This window comes from Sphaerisporangium sp. NPDC051017 (assembly GCF_040683095.1).
Taxonomy (GTDB): Bacteria; Actinomycetota; Actinomycetes; order Streptosporangiales; family Streptosporangiaceae; genus Sphaerisporangium.
Genome location: NZ_JBFBCI010000010.1, coordinates 62,538 through 85,865, shown reverse-complemented (window position 1 = coordinate 85,865; position 23,328 = coordinate 62,538). Strand labels below are relative to the sequence as shown.

At 72.1% G+C, this 23,328-nt stretch carries 23 protein-coding genes; 16 read left to right on the top strand and 7 right to left on the bottom strand.

Annotation, left to right across the window (positions count from 1 at the left end):
- Positions 1–366: 366 nt before the first annotated feature.
- The 5 genes from AB0M95_RS11805 (at position 367) to AB0M95_RS11785 (ending at position 4,248) form a co-directional block, all read left to right on the top strand.
- Positions 367–564, top strand: a complete 198-nt coding sequence (locus AB0M95_RS11805) for a DUF3073 family protein (protein ID WP_363762568.1) — start codon at positions 367–369, stop codon at positions 562–564.
- Positions 561–782: a hypothetical protein gene (locus AB0M95_RS11800; protein ID WP_363762369.1), complete on the top strand. Its 222-nt coding sequence runs from the start codon at positions 561–563 to the stop codon at positions 780–782. The genes AB0M95_RS11805 and AB0M95_RS11800 overlap by 4 nt, the downstream gene beginning before the upstream one ends.
- Entirely contained in the window at positions 782–1,111 is a 330-nt protein-coding gene (locus AB0M95_RS11795) for a metalloregulator ArsR/SmtB family transcription factor (protein WP_358513961.1), read from the top strand. Before AB0M95_RS11800 ends, AB0M95_RS11795 begins: the two co-directional genes overlap by 1 nt.
- On the top strand, positions 1,108–2,826 hold the full coding sequence (locus AB0M95_RS11790; protein WP_363762366.1) for a SulP family inorganic anion transporter: 1,719 nt from the start codon (positions 1,108–1,110) through the stop codon (positions 2,824–2,826). Before AB0M95_RS11795 ends, AB0M95_RS11790 begins: the two co-directional genes overlap by 4 nt.
- Positions 2,827–3,207: 381 nt before the next feature.
- On the top strand, positions 3,208–4,248 hold the full coding sequence (locus AB0M95_RS11785; RefSeq protein WP_363762363.1) for an iron ABC transporter substrate-binding protein: 1,041 nt from the start codon (positions 3,208–3,210) through the stop codon (positions 4,246–4,248).
- Positions 4,249–4,611: 363 nt separating this feature from the next.
- On the opposite strand, the gene AB0M95_RS11780 is transcribed toward AB0M95_RS11785, so the two are convergent.
- The 6 genes from AB0M95_RS11780 to AB0M95_RS11755 all read right to left on the bottom strand — a co-directional run bounded on the left by AB0M95_RS11780 (position 4,612) and on the right by AB0M95_RS11755 (position 9,512).
- Positions 4,612–5,802, bottom strand: a complete 1,191-nt coding sequence (locus AB0M95_RS11780) for a Dyp-type peroxidase (RefSeq protein WP_363762360.1) — start codon at positions 5,800–5,802, stop codon at positions 4,612–4,614.
- A complete protein-coding gene (locus tag AB0M95_RS11775; protein ID WP_363762358.1) occupies positions 5,795–6,346 on the bottom strand; it encodes a copper chaperone PCu(A)C in 552 nt (183 codons plus the stop codon). The genes AB0M95_RS11780 and AB0M95_RS11775 overlap by 8 nt, the downstream gene beginning before the upstream one ends.
- Before the next feature lie 151 nt (positions 6,347–6,497).
- On the bottom strand, positions 6,498–7,052 hold the full coding sequence (locus AB0M95_RS11770) for an MFS transporter (protein WP_363762355.1): 555 nt from the start codon (positions 7,050–7,052) through the stop codon (positions 6,498–6,500).
- Positions 7,053–7,258: 206 nt separating this feature from the next.
- A complete protein-coding gene (locus AB0M95_RS11765; RefSeq protein ID WP_363762352.1) occupies positions 7,259–7,516 on the bottom strand; it encodes a Uma2 family endonuclease in 258 nt (85 codons plus the stop codon).
- 422 nt (positions 7,517–7,938) lie between these two features.
- Entirely contained in the window at positions 7,939–8,553 is a 615-nt protein-coding gene (locus AB0M95_RS11760; protein WP_363762349.1) for a DUF4126 domain-containing protein, read from the bottom strand.
- 281 nt (positions 8,554–8,834) lie between these two features.
- Entirely contained in the window at positions 8,835–9,512 is a 678-nt protein-coding gene (locus AB0M95_RS11755; RefSeq protein WP_363762347.1) for an acyltransferase, read from the bottom strand.
- A 155-nt stretch (positions 9,513–9,667) separates the two neighbouring features.
- Between AB0M95_RS11755 and AB0M95_RS11750 the strand changes: the two genes are divergently transcribed.
- The 11 genes from AB0M95_RS11750 to der all read left to right on the top strand — a co-directional run bounded on the left by AB0M95_RS11750 (position 9,668) and on the right by der (position 21,683).
- A complete protein-coding gene (locus AB0M95_RS11750; protein WP_358513977.1) occupies positions 9,668–11,338 on the top strand; it encodes a CTP synthase in 1,671 nt (556 codons plus the stop codon).
- Positions 11,339–11,417: 79 nt separating this feature from the next.
- Positions 11,418–12,059, top strand: a complete 642-nt coding sequence (locus AB0M95_RS11745; RefSeq protein ID WP_358514242.1) for an NUDIX hydrolase — start codon at positions 11,418–11,420, stop codon at positions 12,057–12,059.
- 41 nt (positions 12,060–12,100) lie between these two features.
- The gene (locus AB0M95_RS11740; protein ID WP_363762345.1) at positions 12,101–13,030 is read left to right on the top strand and encodes a site-specific tyrosine recombinase XerD; all 930 of its coding nucleotides are present in this window, start codon (positions 12,101–12,103) and stop codon (positions 13,028–13,030) included.
- A gap of 90 nt (positions 13,031–13,120) precedes the next feature.
- A complete protein-coding gene (locus tag AB0M95_RS11735) occupies positions 13,121–14,050 on the top strand; it encodes an AAA family ATPase (RefSeq protein WP_363762342.1) in 930 nt (309 codons plus the stop codon).
- Positions 14,051–14,178: 128 nt separating this feature from the next.
- Entirely contained in the window at positions 14,179–15,081 is a 903-nt protein-coding gene (locus AB0M95_RS11730) for a segregation/condensation protein A (protein ID WP_363762339.1), read from the top strand.
- Entirely contained in the window at positions 15,071–15,694 is a 624-nt protein-coding gene (gene scpB, locus AB0M95_RS11725) for an SMC-Scp complex subunit ScpB (protein ID WP_358513985.1), read from the top strand. The genes AB0M95_RS11730 and scpB overlap by 11 nt, the downstream gene beginning before the upstream one ends.
- Positions 15,691–17,805, top strand: a complete 2,115-nt coding sequence (locus AB0M95_RS11720) for a pseudouridine synthase (RefSeq protein ID WP_363762336.1) — start codon at positions 15,691–15,693, stop codon at positions 17,803–17,805. The genes scpB and AB0M95_RS11720 overlap by 4 nt, the downstream gene beginning before the upstream one ends.
- Positions 17,806–17,979: 174 nt before the next feature.
- Positions 17,980–18,339, top strand: coding sequence for a chorismate mutase (aroH, locus tag AB0M95_RS11715; RefSeq protein WP_358513989.1), 360 nt, complete (start codon positions 17,980–17,982; stop codon positions 18,337–18,339).
- On the top strand, positions 18,336–19,433 hold the full coding sequence (locus AB0M95_RS11710; protein ID WP_363762333.1) for a prephenate dehydrogenase: 1,098 nt from the start codon (positions 18,336–18,338) through the stop codon (positions 19,431–19,433). The genes aroH and AB0M95_RS11710 overlap by 4 nt, the downstream gene beginning before the upstream one ends.
- Positions 19,434–19,533: 100 nt before the next feature.
- Positions 19,534–20,169 (top strand): (d)CMP kinase, encoded by a 636-nt coding sequence (cmk, locus tag AB0M95_RS11705; protein WP_363762565.1) that lies wholly within the window; start codon positions 19,534–19,536, stop codon positions 20,167–20,169.
- Positions 20,170–20,258: 89 nt separating this feature from the next.
- The gene (gene der, locus AB0M95_RS11700; protein WP_363762330.1) at positions 20,259–21,683 is read left to right on the top strand and encodes a ribosome biogenesis GTPase Der; all 1,425 of its coding nucleotides are present in this window, start codon (positions 20,259–20,261) and stop codon (positions 21,681–21,683) included.
- Positions 21,684–21,722: 39 nt separating this feature from the next.
- Here the strand turns inward: der and AB0M95_RS11695 are convergent, their stop codons facing one another.
- The gene (locus tag AB0M95_RS11695; RefSeq protein WP_363762327.1) at positions 21,723–23,327 is read right to left on the bottom strand and encodes an MFS transporter; all 1,605 of its coding nucleotides are present in this window, start codon (positions 23,325–23,327) and stop codon (positions 21,723–21,725) included.
- Position 23,328 lies beyond the last annotated feature (1 nt).

The window sequence follows — 23,328 nt, the reverse complement described above, 5'->3', positions numbered from 1 at the left end:
GTACCCCGTTCAGGCAGGTCGGGGGAGTGATTTCGCCGGGCCTGTCACAGGCCGGAGGGCCGTCCTGTCTTAGCCGGCGGCCGAGGGCGGCCAAGCGCCCCGGCGGGCGGGAAGGCTCATCATGAAGATCGTGACAGTCGGCGGGACCGGCCTGATCGGGTCGAAGCTCGTGGCGAAGCCGACAGAGCAGGGTCACGAGGTCCACGTCCCGGGTGTCGGCGAAGGGCACGGCCGCGGTGGCGCTCTGCCGGATCCGCAGCGGCGATCGGCCGCGAGCTACGGGTAGGCGGGGGTGCTGGTTGCAGATTTTCTTAATTCTCTATAATCGCAACCACGGTGGACGTGTCGGTGAGGAGGCGATGCCGGGTGGGACGTGGTCGTGCCAAGGCCAAGCAGGTGAAGGTCGCCCGTGCGTTGAAGTACAGCGGTGGCGGTGATCTGGAAGCGCTGCGGCGGGAGCTGGGCGTCGATGCGATGCCCGCCGCACACGCGGAGCCGGACGATGGCGTGAGCGAAGCGGACGCGGACCTGGGCCCCGACCGGAAAGGGAAGGCGGGCGCATGAGTGCCTTCGAGGAGAGCCTCCGGCAGCGGCTGGCGGCGGCGCGCCGGGCATCGGCCGCGGCGGAACGGGACGGCGATGACTTCGGCGTGCGGACGCATGCCGCGGAGGTGGAGGAACTGGAACGGCTGGCCGCCGCCCATGGTGTCGTCTTGGCACCTGAACCGGCGGCCGAGCCCGCCGGCGAGAACGTCGAGGGCGTCGAGGGCGGGGCCGTGTGATGCCGGTCCCGCTCTACCAGGCCAAGGCCGAGCTGTTCAAAACGCTCGGCCATCCGCTGCGCATCCGGGTGCTGGAACTGCTGTGTGAGGGACCGAAGCAGGTCCGGGAGCTGCTGGCCGCGATCGACGTGGAGGCGCCGAATCTGTCACAGCAGCTGGCGGTGCTGCGACGGGCGGGCCTGGTCACCGCTCGGCGGGACGGGACGACCGTCGTCTACGAGCTGGCCGGGGCGGACGTGTCGGAGATGATGCGGGCGGCCCGCCGGATCCTCACCGAGTTGCTGGCCGACCAGCATGAACTGCTCGCCGAGCTGGAGCAGGCGACGTGAGGCCGCGGGAAGTCGTGCGGCGGCTGCCGGACCTGCTGCCTGGACGGTCGGATTGGACCGCCGCGCGCCGCTCACCGGGCCGGGACCTGGTGGCGGGGCTGATCGTCGCGGTGGTGGCGTTGCCGCTGGCGCTGGCGTTCGGGGTCTCCTCCGGGCTCGGCGCGCAGGCCGGCTTGGTGACCGCCATCGTCGCCGGCGCGCTCGCGGCCATCTTCGGTGGCAGCAACCTGCAGGTGTCCGGCCCGACCGGTGCGATGACCGTCGTACTCGTCCCGATCGTGCACACCTACGGCACCGACGGCGTGCTGATGGTCGGGCTGCTGGCCGGGCTGCTGTTACTGGCCTTGGCCGCGCTGCGGGTGGGGCGCTTCGCCCAGCTCCTGCCGACCTCGGTGATCGAGGGGTTCACGGCCGGAATCGCCGTGGTCATCGCGCTGCAGCAGGTCCCCGCCGCGCTCGGCGTGGCGGCCGGAGGCGGTGAGAAGGTGTGGCAGGTCGCGGCCTCGGCCTTCGCGCGCTTCGCGGCCGATCCGACGCCGGTCGCGCCCGTCATGGCGTTGTCGGTGGCCGCTTTGATGCTGGTCGGCGCCCGGCTGCGCCCGGGTGTGCCGTTCTCTCTGCTCGGGGTCGCCGCCGCGACGCTGGGCGCTCAGGTGTTCTCGCTCGACGTCGCCCGGATCGGGACGCTGCCGGCCGGGCTGCCCGCCCCCTCGCTCGGTTTCCTCGATCCCGGCATGGTGGGAACGCTTCTGCCGTCCGCGCTGGCGGTGGCCGCGCTGGCGGCGCTGGAGAGCCTGTTGTGCGCCACCGTCGCCGACGGCATGAGCGTCGGCGAGAAACACGACCCCGACCGGGAACTGTTCGGGCAGGGCATCGCCAACCTCGCCACGCCCATCCTGGGCGGCGTGCCGGCGACCGCCGCGATCGCCCGAACCGCGGTGAACGTGCGCGCCGGGGCCCGGTCCCGGCTGGCCGCGCTCACCCACGCCGCCGTCCTCGCCGGCATCGTGCTCGCCGCCGGCCCCCTGGTCGGCCGGATCCCGCTCGCGGCACTCGCCGGGGTGCTGCTGGCCACCACCGTCCGCATGATCGAGGTCGGCTCGTTGCGCGCGCTGGCCCGCGCGACGCGCGGCGACGCCGTAGTGCTCGCCTTGACCTTCATCGTGACCGTCGTTTTCGACCTCATCACCGCGGTGGCCACCGGTCTCGGCCTGGCCGTGGTGCTCGCGCTCCGCGCGGTCGCCCGGACATCCCGGCTCGAGCAGGTCCCGCTCGAGGCCGGTGACCACAGCGCGGAGGAACAGCGGCTGCTGAGCGAGCACATCGTCGCCTACCGGTTCGACGGGCCGCTGTTCTTCGCCGCCGCCCACCGCTTCCTGCTGGAGCTCTCCGAAGTCGCCGACGTCCGCGTGGTCATCTTGCGGATGTCACGGATCACCACCTTGGACGCCACCGGCGCCCAGATCCTCGGCGACGCCATCACCCGCATGGAACGCCGTGGCATCACCGTCCTGATCTCCGGCATCAAACCCGGGCACACCCAGGTGCTGGCCGCTCTCGGCATCGCCGACCACCTTCACCGCGACGGTCTGGTCTTCCCCGACACTCCCACCGCCATCACCCACGCCCGCACCCTCCTGCACCACCACGGATTGCTCCCCGCCTCCACCCCGGGAACCGATCGGACGGCCGTCAAGGCCGATCTCGGCCCGTAGGCGAGGCCACCCGCGGCACTCAGTCCGGTCCAGGGGGTCAACAGGGCGTCCCCCGGACGGTGTAGGCCAGGACGAGGGCGAGGTCGTACGGCCCCCAGATGGCGACCAGGATGAGCAGCGCGATCCCCACCGGCATGGCCGGCCACAAGGGCCACCGCGGCCGGCACGGCCACCAGAGGGCTGGTCTGCGCTCCCTCGCTGACCGCTCCAGCGGCAATCCGGCGTAGGCGGCGAAGCCCGCGAGCTGCGGCCGAAGACCTTCCGGCCACGGGCACGCTTGCCGCGCCATTCTTGCTTAGGTTAGGCTCAGCTAACTTCTACGGCACCGTAGTCGGAGTCGTGGCCAGGTTCCTCTTCTTTACTTTTATCAGGAGATCAGAAATGCGCAGGATTGGCCGGGCTCTGCTGGTCGCACTCGCCGCAACGCTCGGCGTGGCGGGCTGCGGAGGAACGGACGGCTCCAGCACGGCGAGTGCGCCCGCCTCCCCGGAGAAGGCCACGATCACGCTCTACAACGCCCAGCATGAGGACCTGATGAAGCTCATGGTGGACGCGTTCACCAAGGAGAGCGGGATCAAGGTGGACATGCGGTCCGGGGAGGACCCCGACATGGCCAACCAGATCGTCCAGGAGGGCTCGGCGTCCCCGGCCGACGTCTTCGTCACCGAGAACTCGCCGGCGATGACGCTGGTCGCGAGCAAGGGCGGCTTCGCCAAGGTCGACCCGGCGACGCTGGCGCAGGTCGGCAAGCAGTACGCCCCCTCGACCGGCGACTGGGTCGGGTTCGCGGCACGCTCGACGGTGTTCGCCTACAACTCCCAGCAGCTCAAGCAGGACGAGCTGCCCGCGTCGATCATGGATCTGGCCGATCCGAAGTGGAAGGGCAGGTTCGGCGTCGCCGCGGGCGGCGCGGACTTCCAGGCCATCGTCAGCGCCGTCCTCGCGGTCAAGGGCGAGGCCGCGACCGCCGAGTGGCTCAAGGGACTGAAGGCGAACGCGAAGATCTACCAGGGCAACGGGGCGGCGATGCGGGCCGTCAACGCCGGTGAGATCCAGGCGGCCGTGATCTACCACTACTACTGGTACCAGGACCGCGCCGAGGCCGGCACCAACAGCAAGAACGTCGAGCTGCACTTCTTCCCGGCCAAGGACGCCGGGGCGTTCGTGGGCGTCTCCGGCGCGGGCGTGCTCAAGTCCAGCAAGCACCCGGCCGAGGCGCAGGCCCTGGTGAAGTTCCTCACCGGCAAGAACGGCCAGCAGGTGCTGGCGGACAGCGACGCGCTGGAGTACTCGATCTCCCCCGAGGTGCCCACCAACCCCAAGCTCAAGCCGCTCGGCGAGCTCAGCCCGCCCGACATCGAGCTGTCCACGCTCAACGGGCCCAAGGTGATCGAGCTGATGCAGCAGGCGGGCCTGCTCTGACCCGCACCGCCCTACGCGGGATCGCACGACGGAGGGTACGCCACGACGGGCCGTACCCTCCGCTCCTGCCCGCCCCGTGCGCCTGGCGGCGTATGTCATCGTTCTGGGCTTAGCCGACCAATTGGTCGTGGCGGCCTCATACCCGGCGATGCGGCATGCCCGAGCCGGAGGCCCTCACCCTCTCCAGGCGGACGGCCGAACGGGTGGTGAGCCTCGGGAACGCCCTTGGAACTTCCAACGCGATGAGGTGAGGGTCCGCGCAGTACGTCGGGAGGCCGGTGAGCAGGAACGTCCGCCGGCCGCCCGGACCCCGACCGGCGAGGTGCCCGGGGGCACCTCGCCGGTGTGACCATCGACGCCGGCTCAGGTCAGGACGGTCTCGCCGATCCAGCCGTCCGGCCCGCATCCCGGCGGGATGACGAAGACGGCCGAGCCGATCGGCGTCGCCCAGGCGTTGAGCAGGTCGGCCTCGGCCAGGCGGCGCTGGATCGGGACGAACTGGCGGGCGACGTCGGCCTGAAAAGACGCGAACACCAGCCCGGAGTCCGCCACGCCGTCCCGGGTGACGCCCTCGTCGTAGTTGTAGACACGGCGCAGGATGCGTACGGCCGGATCCTCGGGACGGGCGCGGCGGATGTGGGCGTACTCCGAGATGACGGGGAATCCCGCTGGGCTGAGCCGCGTGAAGTCCGGTTCGTCGTGTTCGAGCCGCCCGGTCAGCGGAGCGCCGTCGGCGAGCTTGCGGCCGATGGTGAACTCCTTGGCGACGGTGTCGGCCTCGTCCCACTTCTCGAGGTTCGTACGGATCCGCCGGAGGACGAGGGTGGTGCCGCCGTCCGGTGCCCACACGATTCTCTCGAACTCCGGTGTGCCGGGGACCGGGTTGCCCGTCCCGTCGAGCTGGCCCATCACGTTGCGCTGGGTCAGGCCCGGCTTCTGGGAGTGCGCCGCCTGGCGGAAACCCCGCTGGGTCCAGCGGACCGTCGCGAACGAGCGGGCGTCCTTGACGATCATCCGCAGGGTGTGCGCGACGGTCAGCGGATCGTCCGCGCAGATCTGGACGAGCAGGTCGCCGCCGCTCCACCGGGGTTCCAGCCGGTCGACGACGAACGTCGGCAAGGTGGCGGGCTTTCCATCCACTTTCGCCGCCCCGTACAGGCCGGGGCCGAAGCCGAAGGTGACGGTCAGCCGCGCGGGCAGCAGCGCCAGGTGCGGCTCGGTGTCCGCCAGCGCCGGTCGGCCCTGGGTGAGCCGCCGGGCGTCGTCGGTGAGCAGCCGCAACAGCCGCGAGATCCCGTCCCGGTCCACTCCCTTCCGCAGGTCGAACCCGGCGAAGACGGCGTGCGCCTGGGGCAGGGTGGAGATCCCGGCCTGCCGAGGGCCGTGGAACGGCTCGGTGGCGGTGCCGTCGGTGACAGGGGTGCCCTCGGCGGCGTGCGCCCTGGACGTGGTGCCTGCGGCGACCGCGCCCGCCGCCATCGCGGCACCTCCGGTGAACAGGCGACGTCGCGTCAGCGCGGCCGTGGGGGTGATCCGGGCCGGTTGGTCAGCCATTGCCGCCGCCCATGTCCATGCCGCCCTGGTAGTCCTCGTTCCCGCCGGCGAAGTCCTTGCCGATGGCGGTGAAGGCGAAGGTGCCGCCGTCGGCGAGGGTGAGGGTGAAGGGGATCTCCGCGCCCGGCTTCACCTCTTCTGCGACGTCCATGAGCATGATGTGGTCGCCGCCGGGCTCCAGGACGTGGGTGCCGTGCGCGGGGATGACGAACCCGCCCTTCTTCGGCTGCATGACCATCTTGCCTTTGGACTCGACGACCTCGTGCAGTTCGATCTTGGGGGAGAGTGGCGTCGCGCCGGAGAGGACCGTGATGTCGGCGCCGGTGTTGTTGACGATGGTGCCGAACGCGGCGCTCATCCCCTTCTTGGCGGTCTTCACCCAGGGATCGGTGATGCTGAGCGCCGCGGTCGCCGAAGGGGAGGGGGCCGGTGTCGAGGAGGCGGCCACGGCGGGCGTCGTCGTCTCTGGGGAGGCGGTCTGGTCGGTTCCGCAGGCGGCGAGGACCACCAGACCGGCGATGACGACGATGGCACGGGAGAACATGAAAGGCCTTTCTGGTGCTGTGACACGATGTCGGGCCGGCGCGCACGCCGACGGCACCCCGCGGGCAGGCGGGGTGAGAGGAATCGTGAGTACCGCGCCGGAGCAGGCCGGAACAGGAAAGATCGGTAGGATCTCGCCGGATCTGGCAGGCTCAGGCGGAAGCGGTACGGACAGCGCCAGGCGGGCCGCGCCGGCCCATCTCATGGCCGAGCAGAACCGAGCGCACGACGATGCGCCGCTCGACTGGACGGACGACGACCGCGCTGTGGACGGGGTCGGGCGGAGCCGCGAACACGACGAGCAGCCGGACGGCGAGCCGCCGCAGCAGCGCCCACAGGACCGCCTCGCCGCGGGACAGCCACAGGGCCGTGAGCGCGACGGCCCATCCGTGCATGAGCAGCATGCCGAAGCCGGGCATCAACCCCGAGTGGGCATGGCCGTGATCGGGGGACAGGACGGGTTCGACGGTGTGCGCCAGGGAGAACAGGACGTGCAGCGCCGCCTGTGTCACGGCCAACGCTGAGATGATCACGACCTGCGTCCGCTCACGCCCGGCGAGGAACCATGCGGGCAGGAAGGACGTCCCCCAGGCGGCGAGCATCGCGAGCCCCGAGACGGATCCCCCCGCGAACCTGTGCGCGCCGATGCCGAGCATGATCGAGACCATCGCGAAGACGGCCGCCCTGAGGGCGCGAAGCGGGATCATGGCTGACATGGCGCCGCAATCATCCCATGCGACGACACCGCCCCCGATTCCGGTGTGCGCCGACCGTGAAGTCCGCGCGGGCCGACAGATGGCCGAGGCGGACGTTCGACGAGATCGGCCCCGCGCCCGCGTACCGCGCGGCCTGAACGCCACACGTGGTGACCGCGCGCGGGCGCGTTCGTCGCTACAACGCGCGAAGCGCAGGGTCAGCCGGTCGGTTTGCGTAGGTCGAGGTCGATGTCCACTACGAAGCCGATGTCGGTGCGCAGGTGACCGCGGTGGATGCCTGTGGGGACGTACGCCCTGATGGCGGGGTCCAGCTCATAGGCGTAGGCCACGGCGTCGCGACCGTCCAGTTCGATGCGCCAGAAGAACTTGATACCGGCGTTCGCGTACTTGATCGGCTTGGCGCTTCGATCGCGTTCCTCGGAGTCGGGGGTGACCACCTCAACGACAAGGTGCACTTCGTCCGGAGAGTAGGAGGTCCGGGAAAGGTCGCGCAGGCGTCGCTCTTCACCAGCAGCACGTCGGGTGTGGGCCGCTGTCTCGGTCCGAGGGTCACCGACATTCCTCCGATGGCCACCAGGCCTTCGGGAGGCCGGATACCCGACCCTCTGTCGAGGAGAAGGCTGGTCAGGGCCATGTGGAACAGCGGCTGAGGAGGGCTCAGGACGAGGGATCCGTCGATGAGCTCGACGTGGCGCGGAGCGTCCGGGGGGAGCCGGTCGAGCATTTCGGCGGTCCATCCGTTCTGTGGTCCGGGATAGAACCACTCGGGAAACGTCAAGGTCATCCGCCGGAACCGTCGTCGTTCATCGCACCATCGCTACGCACGGGAGTCATCATGGCACGTTCCGCGCCCATGCGGGGTTCTGGATGCCGGAGGTCAGGAAGGTTGGGATATGCCCCTGAGGCGTTGGGCGGCCCTGCGGGCTTTGCGGCGGCGGAGGGCTCGGATGGCGAAGAAGGCGGGGATCGCCAGGAGGATCAGGGCGACGATCACCAGGGCGGGGAAGAAGACGGCGACCAGGCTCATACCGAGGGAGCCGGCGTCCTCCATCGTGCTGACGACGGGGGCGCCCACTCCGGCGGTCGAGACGTTCACCACGGGGCGGGCCGAGGCCTTCATGATGTGGACGGCGAGGGCCACGCCGATGCCGATCACCCAGCTCACCCAGGGGTTCTGCGTCATCCAGGCCGAGTGGTCGATTTGCGAGGTGGCCTGCGTGGCGCTGAAGACGACGCCGCCCGCGGCGGGGCGCACGGCCGTCTGGATCATGTCGTTGACGTGGTCCACGACGGGCACCTTGTCGAGCACGACCTCGGCCAGCAGCAGGACGGCGATCACCGCGAGCACCCAGCCGTTGGTGAGCCACGCGTAGTCGTGCGGCAGGCGCACCGCGTCGGTGAAGTTGGCCAGCAGGCCGACCACGAGCAGCGGGATGTACGCGTTGAGCCCCGCCGCCGTCGACAGACCGAGGCCGGTCAGCGCCGCCAGCATTCGCACCCTCCACCAGACGTGATCTCCGACAAGGGAAAGAACGAAGGATCAGATGCCCCACGTTCCCACGATCAACCGCGCAGGCCCGCAAGGCGGTCGTCCATGGGAAGAAGGGCCCGGAACGGGGAGGGCTGACAGGGGCAGGCTCCTCCGAAGCGTGGACCGGTCCTTCCGCACTTCAGAGAGGTGCCGGGTGAAGTGTTGAGCTCTAAGGTGCGGGTGCGCAGGTGAGGACTCGGGAGGTTCTGTCGCTGTTTCGGGACGTGGGGGTGCGGGTGGGGTCAGGCGCCGGGGCGGAGGGCTCTGAGGGGGCCGGGGTCGGTCTTCAGCGGGGGGCGCCAGCCCATGTCGGGGGTGTGGCGGCGGACGATCTTGGCGGGGACGCCCGCGATGACGCAGTGGTCGGGGAACTCGCTGTTCACGACGGCGCCGGCCGCGACCACCGACTGCCGTCCGATGCGCGTGCCGGGCAGGATGATGGCGCCGGTGCCGAGCCATGAGCCGGCCCCGATGGCCACCGGCTTGTTTCGTGGCCACTGCCGTCCGATGGGCGTGTCGGGGTCGTCGTAGACGTGGTTCTGATCGGTGATGTAGACGTACGGGCCGGCGAAGACGTCGTCGCCGATGTCGATGGAGTGGTGGCCGACGATGTGGCTGCCCCGCCCGATCGAGCAGCCGCCGCCGATGCGGACGATCGAGTCCGGGCCGAGGTCGACGCCCGGACCCATGCCCGCCGAGATGGAGACGCGCTCGCCGATCAGCGTGTGGTCGCCGATCTCGATCCACGCCTCGCCGAAGATCGCCCCGGGGGGAAAGGAGATGCACGCGCCCTCGCCGAGCCGGCGGAACCGATACCCGGCGGGGGTGCTGGGGGTGATCGTGCCGGAGACCCGTACGGCGGCCCACGCGCGGTGGACGAGACCGCCGAAGATCCGGCGTACAGCATCACGGGGTGACATAACCGGAAAAGTTACCGCTTGGTTAGCATGCTGGGAACGGACGCCCGGGTGATGTTCGGGCACTTCGCAAGCGCGCTTTGATATTCTGAGAGCCCGTGGACACGCGGTCGCCCGTCGGACGGCCACGCCTACAACGGACCCACGGGAGAACCTCCTTGCGCAGCGCCGCAAACACCAAGCATCTGTTCGTCACGGGAGGCGTCGCCTCCAGTCTCGGCAAAGGGCTCACGGCCTCGAGTCTGGGGCGTCTGCTGAAGCTTCGCGGCCTGCGGGTCACCATGCAGAAGCTGGATCCCTACCTCAACGTCGACCCCGGAACGATGAACCCGTTCCAGCACGGTGAGGTGTTCGTCACAGACGACGGCGCCGAGACCGACCTCGACGTAGGCCACTACGAGCGATTCCTCGACACCGAGCTGCACGGCTCGGCCAACGTCACCACCGGCCAGGTGTACTCGAACGTCATCGCCAAGGAGCGCCGCGGCGAGTACCTCGGCGACACCGTCCAGGTGATCCCCCACATCACCAACGAGATCAAGGACCGTATCCGCGGCATGGCCGGCCCCGACGTCGACGTGGTGATCACCGAGGTCGGCGGCACCGTCGGCGACATCGAGTCGCTGCCGTTCCTGGAGGCCGTGCGCCAGGTCCGCCACGAGGTCGGCCGCGACAACGTCTTCTTCCTGCACGTCTCGCTCCTGCCGTACATCGGGCCGAGCGGCGAGCTGAAGACCAAGCCCACCCAGCACTCCGTCGCGGCGCTGCGCAGCATCGGCATCCAGCCCGACGCGATCGTCTGCCGCTCCGACCGTCCCATCACCACCTCGCTCAAGCGCAAGATCAGCCTGATGTGCGACGTGGACGAGGACGCGGTGGTGTCGGCCGTGGACGCGCCGAGCATCTACGACATCCCCAAGGTGCTCCACTCCGAGGGCCTGGACGCCTATGTCATCCGCCGTCTCGGCCTGCCCTTCCGCGACGTCGACTGGCACGAGTGGGACCAGCTCCTGCGCCGGGTCCACCGCCCGGCCAAGGAGGTCACGGTCGCGCTGGTCGGCAAGTACATCGACCTGCCGGACGCTTACCTGTCGGTGACCGAGGCGCTGCGGGCGGGCGGGTTCGCGTGCGACGCGCGGGTCAACATCCGCTGGGTCCAGAGCGACGACTGCGAGACCCCCGAGGGCGCCGCGCGCGAGCTGGACGGCGTGGACGGGGTGCTGATCCCCGGAGGGTTCGGCGTGCGCGGCATCGAGGGCAAGGTCGGGGCGATCCGGCACGCCCGCGAGCGGCTGATCCCGCTGCTCGGCCTGTGTCTGGGCATGCAGTGCATGGTCATCGAGGCGGCCCGCAACCTCGCGGGCATCGAGGGCGCCAACAGCGCCGAGTTCGACCCGGAGACCCCGCACCCGGTGATCTCCACGATGGCCGACCAGCAGGACGTCGTCGCCGGTGAGCGTGACATGGGCGGCACCATGCGGCTCGGCCTGTACCCGGCCAGGCTGGCGGAGGGGTCGATCGTCCGCGGCCTGTACGGCACGGCCGTCGCCGACGAGCGCCACCGGCACCGCTACGAGGTCGGCAACGCCTACCGGGAGCCGTTGGAGCGGGTCGGGATGGTCTTCTCGGGGCTGTCGCCCGACGGCCGCCTGGTCGAGTACGCCGAGCTGGACGCGGAGACGCACCCGTTCTTCGTGGGCACCCAGGCGCACCCGGAGTTCCGCTCGCGCCCGACCCGCCCGCACCCGCTGTTCCGCGGCCTGATCGAGGCGGCTTTGACGTACGCCGACGTGCGCGAGAGGGTCACCAAGGTCGGCCGTACGGCGTGAGCGGCGGCCACGCCCCGGCGGGAAACCGGGGCACCATCGACGGCGGAACTCGATCATGGGGGATGGCAGCGTGAGCGCAGTGGACGGCGAGACCTCGCGACCCACCGCCGAGGACGTCCGGGACGTCCCGGCGTCGTGGGAGGTCGTCGAGGGCACGGAGCACTTCAGGGCACGGGTGATCACCGTGCGCACCGACCGGGTGCGCATGCCCGGAGACCAGATCGCCGACCGCGACTACATCGTGCACCCCGGCTCGGTGGCCGTGGTCGCCCTGGACGAGCAGGACCGGGTGCTGCTGCTGCGGCAGTACCGCCACCCCGCCCGGCGGCTGCTGTGGGAGCTGCCGGCGGGCATCCGCGACGTCCAGGGCGAGCCGCTGGTCGACTGCGCCGCCCGGGAGCTGGCCGAGGAGGCCGGCTACCGCGCCAAGAACTGGCACACCCTGATCGACATCTACACCTCGCCCGGTTGCAGCGACGAGCGCATCCGCGTCTTCCTCGCCCGTGACCTGGAGGAGATCCCCGAGGAGGAGAACGGGTTCGTCCGCATGCACGAGGAGGTCGACATGCCGGTCGTCTGGGTGCCGCTGGCGGACGCGGTCCACCGGGCACTGACCGGAATGATCCACAACGCACCGGCCGTCGCGGGTATTCTCGCCGCGTACGCCGCTTTGCCGGACGGCTTCGCCTCCTTGCGTCCCGCCGACGCCGAGGAGGCCTGACAGGAGGTTCCGTCCTGCGCTCCCACGCCGACCCCGAGGCCGTGATCGCCGGTTACCTCGCCCACCTCGCGGCCGAGCGGGGGCTGGCGGTCAACACGCTGGCCTCCTATCGGCGTGACCTGCGGCGCTATCGGGACCACCTGCGGTCGCGCGCCCGCGCGTCCGTCTCCGAGGTGGACGAGGCGGACGTGCTGGCCTTCCTGACCGCACTGCGGGAGGGCGACGGCGACCACTCCGCCCTCGGGGCCGGCTCGGCCGCCAGGGCCGTCTCCGCGGTGCGCGGCCTGCACCGCTTCGCCCTGCGCGAGGGGTTCGCGGCCCACGACCCCGCGCGGGGCGTGCATCCGCCGAGCAGGCTGCGCCACCTGCCGAAGGCGATCGGCGTGGCCGAGGTCGAGCGGCTGATCGCGGCCGCAGGGCCGGACGACGGTCCGCTGGCCCACCGCAACCGCGCCCTGCTGGAGGTGTTGTACGGCACGGGCGCGCGGATCTCCGAGGCCGTCGGGCTGGCGGTGGACGATGTCGAGGCCGGGGTCGGGGGCGAGGTCGAGGGCGGCCAGGTGTGGCTGCGCGGCAAGGGCGGCCGGGCGCGGGTCGTCCCGCTCGGCAGGTTCGCGGGGGAGGCCCTGCGCGCCTACCTGCACCGGGGCCGCCCGCTGCTCTGCCCGCGCGGGCGCGACACCCCGGCGCTGTTCCTGAACGCCCGGGGCGGCCGCCTCACCCGCCAGGGGGCCTGGGAGGTCCTGCGGTCGGCGGCGGAGCGCGCCGGACTCGACGGCGTGTCCCCGCATATGTTGCGTCATTCGTTCGCAACTCACCTCCTTGACGGAGGAGCGGACGTTAGGGTTGTCCAGGAACTGCTCGGCCACGCCTCGGTGACGACCACCCAGGTCTACACCCTGGTCGGGGTCGACAGGCTTCGAGAGGCGTACGCGGCGGCCCGTCCAGGGGCTCGGCAGCCAACTTCATAGCTCTAGGGCGCGTCGCCTTGCCGCATACGTGCCGACCCCATAGTGTCCGTCCGGACGGTCCGGTTCGGGGCCGTCAGGGAGGTTCAACTGGTGACGACCACAGACGCTTCAATCCGGGGGATCGCCGCCCCTGCCGTCCCCGACGGCTCCTGGGGCGACACCAGGAACGAGGGGCTCCTCGGTCCCACCGGGCGTCCGCGTCCCGTCTTCCCGGAGCCGGTCCCGCCGACCACGCACGGTCCCGCGCGGGTCGTGGCGATGGTCAACCAGAAGGGCGGGGTCGGCAAGACCACCACGACGATCAACCTCGGCGCCTCGCTCGCCGAGTGCGGCCAGCGCGTGCTGCTCGTCGACTTCGACCCCCAGGGCGCCCTGTCGGTCGGGCTGGGCATCGACCCGCGCCCGCTGGAGGCCACGGTCTACGACCTGATCATGGAGGAGCCCGACGTCACCGCCGAGGACGTCCTCCTGGCGACCAGCGTCGAGGGCATGGATCTCCTGCCGAGCAACATCTTCCTGTCCGGCGCCGAGATCCGGCTCGTCAACGAGGTCGCCCGCGAGTACGCGCTGGGCCGGGCCCTGGAGCCGCTGATCCCGCACTACGACATCTGCCTCATCGACTGCCAGCCGTCGCTCGGCCTGCTCGCGGTGAACGCGCTGACCTGCGCCCACAGCGTGATGGTGCCGCTGGAGTGCGAGTTCTTCGCGCTGCGCGGCGTCGCCCTGCTGATGGAGTCGATCACCAAGGTCCAGGAGCGCCTCAACAAGGACCTGGAGATCGACGGCATCCTGGCCACGATGTACGACCCGCGCACGCTGCACGCGCGTGAGGTGCTGCAGACGATTATGCAGGGTTTCGGGGACAAGGTCTTCCACACCGTGATCAACCGGACCGTCCGCTTCCCGGACGCCACGCTCGCCGGCGAGCCGATCACCCAGTTCGACCCCGCGTCGATGGGCGCGACCGCCTACCGCGAGCTGGCCCGCGAGGTCCTCTCCCGGTGGTCCCAGGACGCCTGAGCCGCGCACGGCCGGCGGGGCGCCGGGCGCGTCCGCCTCGCGTGTCGGCGGCCCGCGGGGTTCCGCGACACGCGTGACCGTCCGATCGCGTGACGTGCGCGGCGGCCCGCGTGCGGGACAATGGAACGGTGACCGAACAGCCCGCGACCGGCCAGGCCGCCAGGCCCGACGCCTTCCAGGTGCACCTGGAGGTCTTCGAGGGGCCGTTCGACCTGCTGCTCGGGCTGATCGCCAAGCACAAGCTGGACATCACCGAGGTGTCCCTGCACCAGGTGACCGACGAGTTCATCGCCCACATCCGCTCGCGCGGCCGCGAATGGGATCTCGACCAGGCGAGCCACTTCCTGCTGGTGGCCGCCACCCTGCTCGACCTGAAGGCCGCGAGGCTCCTGCCCACCGGCGAGGTCGAGGACGAGGAGGACCTGGCGCTGCTGGAGGCCCGCGACCTGCTGTTCGCCCGCCTGCTGCAGTACCGCGCGTACAAGGAGGTCGCCAAGGTCTTCTCCGGCCGCATGGCCGAGGAGGCCCTGCGCTTCCCCCGGGTGGTGCCGATGGAGGCCCGGTTCGCCGGCCTGCTGCCCGAGCTCGTGCTCGGCGTCGGGCCGGAGCGGCTCGCCAAGATCGCGATGAGGGCCTTCACGCCCAAGCTGCCGCCCTCGGTGTCGACCGCGCACATCTATCAACCGGTCGCCAACGTCCGCGAGCAAGCGGCTATCCTGGTCGCACGGCTCCGGCGCGTGCGCAGGGCGACGTTCCGGGCTCTGACCGCCGATTGCGCGGGCACGTTCGAGGTCATCGCGCGCTTCCTCGCCATCCTGGAGCTGTTCCGGGAGGCCGCGGTCTCCTTCGAGCAGATAGAACCGCTCGGAGATCTGCACGTGATCTGGACGGGCGCCGACGACGGGGACATCGCGGTGGCCGACGACTACGACGAGGACGCTCCGCGCGCGGAGGGCCCGGAAGGCCATGACGGCGAGGCGGGCGGCGAGCGCGCCGGCCGGGAGAGCGAAGATGCAGCCGATGAATCCTGAGGACGCCGAGCGCGTCCGGGACGACCAGGACGACCAGGACGGTCAGGACGCCGCGCACGCCGCGGAGCCGGGGCCGGGCCTGCGCGCGGCCCTGGAGGCGATCCTGCTCGTCGTGGACGAGCCGGTCGCCGAGGTGACGCTCGCGCAGGTGCTGGAACGCCCCTCGCGCGAGGTCGCCGAGGCCCTGCGGGAGCTGTCGGCGGAATACACCCGGGACGGCCGGGGTTTCGATCTTCGAGAGGTGGCCGGAGGCTGGCGTTTCTACACGCGGGCCGACTACGCCGCCCACGTGGAGCGGTTCGTCCGCGACGGCCAGCAGACCCGGCTGACGCAGGCCGCCCTGGAGACCCTCGCGGTCGTGGCCTACCGCCAGCCGGTGAACCGCGCCCGCGTCGCCGCCATCCGAGGCGTCAACAGCGACGGTGTCATGCGCACGCTCGTGGCGCGCGGCCTCGTGGAAGAGGCCGGCACCGATCCCGAGAGCCAGGCGGTGCTGTACCGCACGAGCTCGTACTTCCTGGAGAGGCTGGGGTTGCGGAGTCTCGACGAGCTCCCCGCGATCGCCCCGTTCCTCCCCGACGACGTGGAAACCTTAGAGGAGCAACAGAAGTGAACAACAGGCGTGGTACCCCGTCCGGTGATGGACGCGGTCGAGGACGCGGCGACGCCCCCGGGGCACGGGGAGGTGCCGGGCAGCGCGGGGGCTCCGGTGGCTCCGGCGGCTTCCGCGGAGGATCTTCCCGGGGAGGCGCCCAGGGCGGGTTCCGTGGTGCGGGCGACGGCCGCGACGCCTTCCGCTCGGACGAGCGGCGCGGCACCGGCGACCGGGGTGCGGCCAGAGGGGGACGCGGCGCGGCCGGGTCCTCCCGTGACGATGACCGTGACTTCCGCTCGCGCGACGACTCCCGGTCCTTCGAGGGCGGTCCGCGCAGCGGGTCGTCCGGGTTCGGCGGGCCCCGTGGCGGTTCTTCGGGATACGGAGGCTCGCGGGGCGGGTCGCCCTCCGGCGGCTCGCGGGGCGGGTCGTCCGGGTTCGGCGGGTCCCGGGGTGGTTCATCCTCCTACGGCGGGGCACGGGGAGGTTCCCCGGGCGCGTCCCGCAGCCGGTACGGCAGGCCGGACGAGGGGCGTGGCCCCTCCATCCGCGCAGGCCGGGGTGGCTCGTCCGGCGACGACCGTCGTCCGGGCTCTTACGGCGACGACCGCAGCGGCGGGTTCCGCGCGGACCGCGAGGGTTCCTCGGGCGGATTCCGCGGTGGTCGCGAGGGTTCCTCGGGCGGATTCCGCGGTGGTCGCGAGGGTTCCTCGGGCGGATTCCGCGGTGGTCGCGAGGGCGCGTCCGGCGACCGCCGTGGCGGGTTCCGCGGTGGTCGCGAGGGCTCGTCCCGCGAGGGACGCGGCGGCTACGGCGGCGACCGCGGTGAGAGCCGTGGTGGGTACGGCGGCGACCGCGGTGATGGGCGGAGGTTCGGCGGGGCGCGGGAGTCGTCCTACGGTGGGCGTCCGGCGTTCCGCGGCCGGGACGACGAGCGCGCACCCTTCCGGGCAGACCGGGGCGGCTCGCACGAGCGGTACGGCCGCGACGAGGCCGTCCGCGACAGGCCCGTCCGCGACCGTTTCGAGTCCCGCTCCGAGTCCCGCTCCGAGTCCCGCTCAGAGTCGCGTTACGAGGACGCGTCCCGTGGCGGATCCGGCGGGCGCTACGAGCGCGGCGACCGGCGTGACGAGGTGCAGACCATCGGACGCGCCCCCGGCGGCTCACGCGGGCGGTACGGCCGCTCCGAGCAGGGCCGTGGAGCCGCGGCGGCCGGGCGCGCGGGCTCGGGCCGGACGGGGGCCGGAGCGCGGCGCCCCGGCGCGGGCGGCGAGGGCCGCGGCGGGCGTCCCCAGGCGCCCCGGGCCGGGCGCGGCGGCGCGTTCAAGAACGCGCGCCAGCCGCTGCGCGACCCCGCCTTCTTCCCCGCCGACTACACCGACGAGCGCGACACCACCGAGGTGCCGGACGGCGTGCGGCTGCAGAAGGTCCTCGCCGCCGCCGGCGTCGCGGCCCGGCGCACCTGCGAGGAGATGATCGGCGAGGGCCGCGTCACCGTGGACGGCCAGGTCGTGCGCCGCTTCGGCGCCCGGGTGGACCCCGCCAAGCAGGTCATCCACGTCGACGGCAAGCGCATCCCCACCGCCCCCGACCAGGTCTACTTCGCGATCAACAAGCCCATCGGCGTCATCAGCACGATGTCCGACCCCGAGGGCCGCCCGTCCCTGGCAGACTACGTGGCCGACCGCACCGAGCGGCTCTTCCACGTCGGCCGGCTGGACACCGAGACCGAGGGCCTGATCATCCTCACCAACGACGGCGAGCTGGCCCACCGGCTGACGCACCCGAGCTTCGGGGTGCAGAAGAAGTACTGGGCGAAGGTCCCGGGCCCGATCCCGCGCGATCTCGGCCGGCGGCTGAAGAACGGCGTCGAGCTGGAGGACGGCCTCGTCAAGGCGGACGAGTTCAAGATCGTCCAGGAGCACGGGCAGCAGGCGCTGGTGGAGGTCGTCCTGCACGAGGGCCGCAAGCACGTCGTGCGCCGCATGCTGGAGGCCGAGGGGCACCCGGTGATCGACCTGGCCCGCATCGAGTTCGGGCCGGTCAAGCTCGGGAGGCTCAAGGCGGGCACGATGCGCGCGCTCACGCTCAAGGAGGTCGGCGACCTTTACGCGGTCGTGGGACTGTAACCTGATCGGAAAGATGAAGCCGGTCCGGACACGCCGGGGTACACCCGGCGTGCTCGGCCAGGCTCGGGCACATCTGGACACACACCATGGCATTGCCGAAGGGTGTGTCCTGTGCCGAGGGCCGGGCCGGGGCTCGCCTGGGCCGCCGGGCGGTGATTCATGAAGGGGAATGACATGGTGCGTGCGATCCGGGGCGCCGTCCAGATCGACGCCGACACCCGGGAGGCGGTGCTGGCCGGAGTGACCGAGCTGGTCACCGAGGTCATGGAGCGCAACCGGCTGACGACCGACGACGTGATCAGCGTGATCTTCACCTCGACGCCCGACCTCACCTCCGAGTTCCCCGCGCTCGCCGCCCGCAAGCTCGGCTTCCACGACGTCCCGCTGATCTGCGCCAGCGAGATCGACGTGCCGGGGGCGCTGCCCCGCGTGGTGCGCCTCATGGCCCACGTGGAGACCGACAAGCCGCGCCAGGAGATCCAGCACGTCTACCTCAAGGGCGCGATGGCGTTGAGGGTGGACATCGCCCAGTGAACAACGAGACCAGGCCCGTCGAGACCGTGCTGATCGTCGGCACGGGCCTCATCGGCACGTCCGTCGCCCTCGCGCTGAGGGAGCACGGCCTGACCGTCCTGCTCGCCGACCAGAACCCGGGGGCCGTCCGGGTGGCGAGCGAGCTCGGCGCGGGGGCCGAATGGGTTCCCGGCGGGCATCCGGCCGACCTCGCGGTGATCGCGGTGCCGCCGCAGTTCGTGGCCGAGTGGCTGCTGGACCTGCAGAAGACCGGCGCCGCCCGCTTCTACACCGACGTGGCCAGCGTCAAGGCCCTGCCGATCGCGCAGGCCGCCCGGCTCGGCTGCGACATGACCACATTCGTGGCCGGCCACCCGCTGGCGGGCCGCGAGCGCTCGGGCCCGGCCGCGGCGCGGGCCGACATCTTCCTCGGCCGCCCGTGGGCGTACTGCCCGGGGCCCGAGACGTCGGGCGACGCGGTCGCGGCCGTGCTGGCGCTGATCGAGCTGTGCGGGGCCAACCCCGTCCAGGTCGACCCGGCCGCGCACGACGAGGCGGTCGCCCTGGTGTCCCATGCCCCGCACGTCGCCGCGTCGGCGGTGGCGGCGCGCCTGGCCGAGGCGTCGGAGACGGCGCTCGGCCTCGCCGGGCCCGGGGTGCGCGACGTGACCCGCGTGGCCGGGGGCGATCCCCGGCTGTGGACGGTCATCCTGTCGGGCAACGCCCGCCCGGTGGCCGAGGTGCTGGAGGCCGTGGCGGCCGACCTGAACGCGGCGGCGGCGGCCCTGCGCGCCGTGTCGGCGCGGGACGGTCACGTGGCGATCGGCCGGGTCACCGAACTGCTGGAGCGGGGCAACGCCGGCCAGAGCAGGATCCCGGGCAAGCACGGCGGCCCGCCGCGGTCGTACGCGGTGGTCCAGGTGCTGGTCGGAGACCGTCCCGGCGAGCTCGCCCGCCTGTTCCAGGCGGCCAAGGACGCCGGGGTCAACATCGAGGACGTCCGCCTGGAGCACGCTCCCGGGCTGCCGCTCGGAGCCGCCGAGCTGTCCGTGCAGCCCGAAGCGGCCGGGGTCCTCGCCGACGCCCTGCGCGCGCACGGCTGGCACGTGCCCTGAGCCGTTGATGCCAGGGTCGGGGAGGATTCCCGGTACCCTCTTTGCGGACAACTCAATCGCGAGTGCGGAGGGAGATACCGTGACCGCACTGGTCGTCGCCATGGACGGTCCTTCGGGGTCGGGCAAGTCGAGCGCGTCGCGCGGGGTCGCGCGGGCGCTGGGGCTTCGCTATCTCGACACCGGGGCGATGTACCGCGCGATCACCTGGTGGATGCTGGAGCACGGCGTCGACGTCGGCGACCCCGCGGCCGTGGCCGCCCAGGCGGGCGCCCCCAAGCTGGCCATCGCCGCCGACCCCGAGGCCCCGGGCATCGCGGTGGACGGGCGCGACGTGTCCGCCGAGATCCGCACCCAGGAGGTCACCTCCGCCGTCTCCGCCGTGAGCGCCGTGCCCGAGGTCCGCGCCCGGCTCGTCGCCGAGCAGCGGGCGATCATCGGTGACGGCGACATCGTCGTGGAGGGCCGTGACATCGGCTCGGTCGTGGCCCCCGGAGCGCCGGTCAAGGTCTACCTGACCGCGAGCCCCGAGGCCCGCGCGCGCCGCCGTACGGCCGAGCTCACCGGCACCACGCTGGAGGCGCAGCGTGTGGCCATGGCCCGCCGCGACACCCTGGACTCCACCCGTAAGGCCGACCCGCTCGTGATGGCGGCCGACGCGATCGAACTGGACACCACGGAGCTGAACCTGGAAGAGGTCATCTCCGAGGTTCTGAGACTTGTGAAGGAGCGCACCTGACGCGGTGACGCCACGCGGGCCCCGGCGAGTGCCGCCGTCCCGCGCCGGGCCGCCGAGAGGGTTGCGCATCGATAGGAAACGGACGTGACGTGACGGGGGAGTACGGCGACGAGGGCGGCTGGATCGAAGCGCACCTCGCCGAATTCGAGGAAGACGGAGTATCCCCGGAGGCCGAGCCGGATTCCGGCCCGCTACCGGTGGTCGCCGTGGTGGGCCGCCCCAACGTGGGCAAGTCCACGCTGGTCAACCGCATCATCGGCCGCCGCGAGGCGGTGGTCGAGGACGTCCCCGGCGTCACCCGTGACCGCGTGACCTACGAGGGCCTCTGGCGGGGCCGCCGGTTCACGCTGGTCGACACCGGCGGGTGGGATCCGGACGCGACCGGCATGGCGCTGCGCATCGCCGAGCAGGCGCAGGTCGCGGTCGAGCTGGCCGACGTGATCCTCTTCGTCGTGGACGCGACGGTCGGGGTGACCGACTCCGACGAGGCCGTGGCGGGCGTGCTGCGGCGGTCGGGCAAGCCGATCATCCTGGCCGCGAACAAGGTGGACGACCAGCGGCATGAACTGGAGGCGTCCACACTGTGGTCGCTGGGCCTCGGTGAGCCGCAGCCGGTCTCGGCGCTGCACGGCCGCTCCAGCGGCGACCTGCTGGACGTCATGCTCGACGTCATGCCCGAGGCGCCGCCGCAGCGGTTCGGCGTCGAGCGCGGGCCGCGCCGGGTGGCGCTGGTCGGCAAGCCCAACGTCGGCAAGTCCTCGCTGCTCAACAAGCTCGCCGGTGAGGAGCGCGTGCTGGTCGACCCGATGGCGGGCACCACCCGTGACCCGGTCGACGAGCTCGTCGAGCTGGGCGGTAAGACCTGGCGCTTCGTCGACACCGCGGGCATCCGCCGCCGGGAGCGCCAGCTCCAGGGCGCCGACTTCTACGCGGGCATGCGCACCAAGGCCGCGCTGGAGCGCTCGGAGGTCGCCGTCGTGCTGATCGACGCCTCCGACGTCCTCACCGAGCAGGACCTGCGGATCATCAGCATGGTGATCGAGTCCGGCCGGGCCATGGTGGTGGCGTTCAACAAGTGGGACCTCGTCGACGAGGACCGCCGCTACTACCTCGAGAAGGAGATCGACCGCCAGCTCATCCGCGTGCCGTGGGCGCTGCGGGTGAACATCTCCGCCAAGACCGGGCGGCACATCGACCGGCTGGTGCCCGCGATCGAGCGCGCCCTGGAGTCGTGGACGACCCGCGTCCCCACCGCGCAGCTCAACACCTTCCTGTCGGAGCTGCTCCAGGCGACGCCTCCGCCGGTGCGCAGCGGCAAGCAGCCGAAGATCCTCTTCGCGACGCAGGCGTCCACCGAGCCGCCCAAGTTCGTGCTGTTCACCTCGGGCTTCCTGGAGGAGACCTACCGCCGCTTCCTGGAGCGCCGCATCCGTGAGGAGTTCGGCTTCGCCGGCTCCCCGGTCGAGCTGACCATGAAGATCCGCGAGAAGCGCGGCGCGCCCAAGAAGAAGTGACCCGCCCCGCCGCCCCGGCTCGCGTGCCCGGGGCGGCGGTCAGGCGTGGTCCGCGGGGGCACGTCCGGGCAGGGTCAGGGCCGCCAGGGCGCCCGCGGCGCAGACGATCGCCGTCAGCAGGAAGATCTCGGTGTACTCCTGGTGCAGGGCGGCGGTCACCTTGCCGGTGTACTCGGCCAGGCGGCGGGCGTACTCGGCGGGCTCCACCCCGAACGGCAGCGGCGTGTCCAGGCCGGCCGTCAGCGACTGGAAGCGGTGGAATCCCCACGCCGACAGGGCGGCGACGCCGAGCAGCATGCCCATCATGCGGGCGACGACCACCGAGGCCGAGGCCAGCCCGTGCCGGTCCGCCGGGGTGACCCGCAGGACGGCCGAGGAGACCGGCGCGATCACCAGCCCGAGCCCGAGGCCCGCGACGACCAGGTCCACGTCCACCCGGGCGAGCCCGAGCGGGTAGTGGGCGCCGGCGAGCGCGACCGGCCACCGCGAGATCAGCGCGTACCCGGCGGCGGCCACGGCCATGCCCGCCACGGCGACGGTCCGCTCGCCGAACCGGCGCACCAGCAGGCCGCCCGCGAACGCCGTGACGGCGAGGGCGACCAGGAACCTCGACAGCACCAGCGCCCCGCCCACCGCGTCCCGGCCGAGCAGGGTCTGCGCGGTGAGCTGCACGTTCACGAGCGTCACCAGAAGCGCCGCGCCGGCCAGGAAGCTCGTCGCGAGCGTGCCGGCGAACGGTCCCCGGCGCACGCCCGTCATGTCCAGCAGCCGGACGGGGGAGCGCGCCTCCCACAGCACGAACGCCACGGCCGCCACCAGGCCCGCCCCGATGGCGGGGATCCCCCACGCGGGCAGCACGGCCTTGTCCGGCTCGGGGTTGTAGAGACCGGCCACCAGCAGGCCGAGGGCCAGGGCGAGCAGCAGGCCGCCCACGACGTCGATCCGCACGCGCGGGCCGCCGCGCGGGGCGGGCGGCGGCACCGTCCGCTGGACGGCCACCGCGGCGAGCGCGGCCAGCGGGATGTTGATCCAGAAGATGCCGCGCCACCCTGCCAGCGCTGCGACCCCGGCGCCGTACAGCGGGCCGAGGACGCTGCCGAGCTCCTGCGCCGCGCCGACTGCCCCGAGCGCGATCGGGCGGCCGCGCTCGTCCCACAGGTCGCCGACCAGGGCCATCGTGATGGGCAGCAAAGCGCCCCCGGCGACGCCCTGGAGCGCGCGGCCCGCCGTCAGCAGCGGGATCGACCCGGCGAGGGCGGTCAGCGCGGACCCGGCCGCGAAGCCCGCCAGGCACGCGTGGACGAGCGGCCTGCGCCCGTACCGGTCGGAGAGCCGGCCGAGCAGGGGCATGGCGGCGACGTAGCCGAGCAGGAAGCCGGTGACGATCGGGGTGGCGCGCTCCAGCCGGTTCAGCGGCACCCCGGCGTCGGTGGCGATGTCGACCAGGACGGTCACCACGACGTAGGCGTCCAGGGCGGCCAGCAGCACGGCGGTTCCCCCGACGCCGAGCGCGACCCGGCGGCGCGCGGAGGAGGCCGGCGCGCGCGGGGCGTCGTCCGGTGGCCTCGGCGCGGTGTCGTCCGGGGACGTGCGGGGGGTCTCGCCGGGGCCGGGGCCGAGGGCGGGGTAGGAGGAACCGGTCATC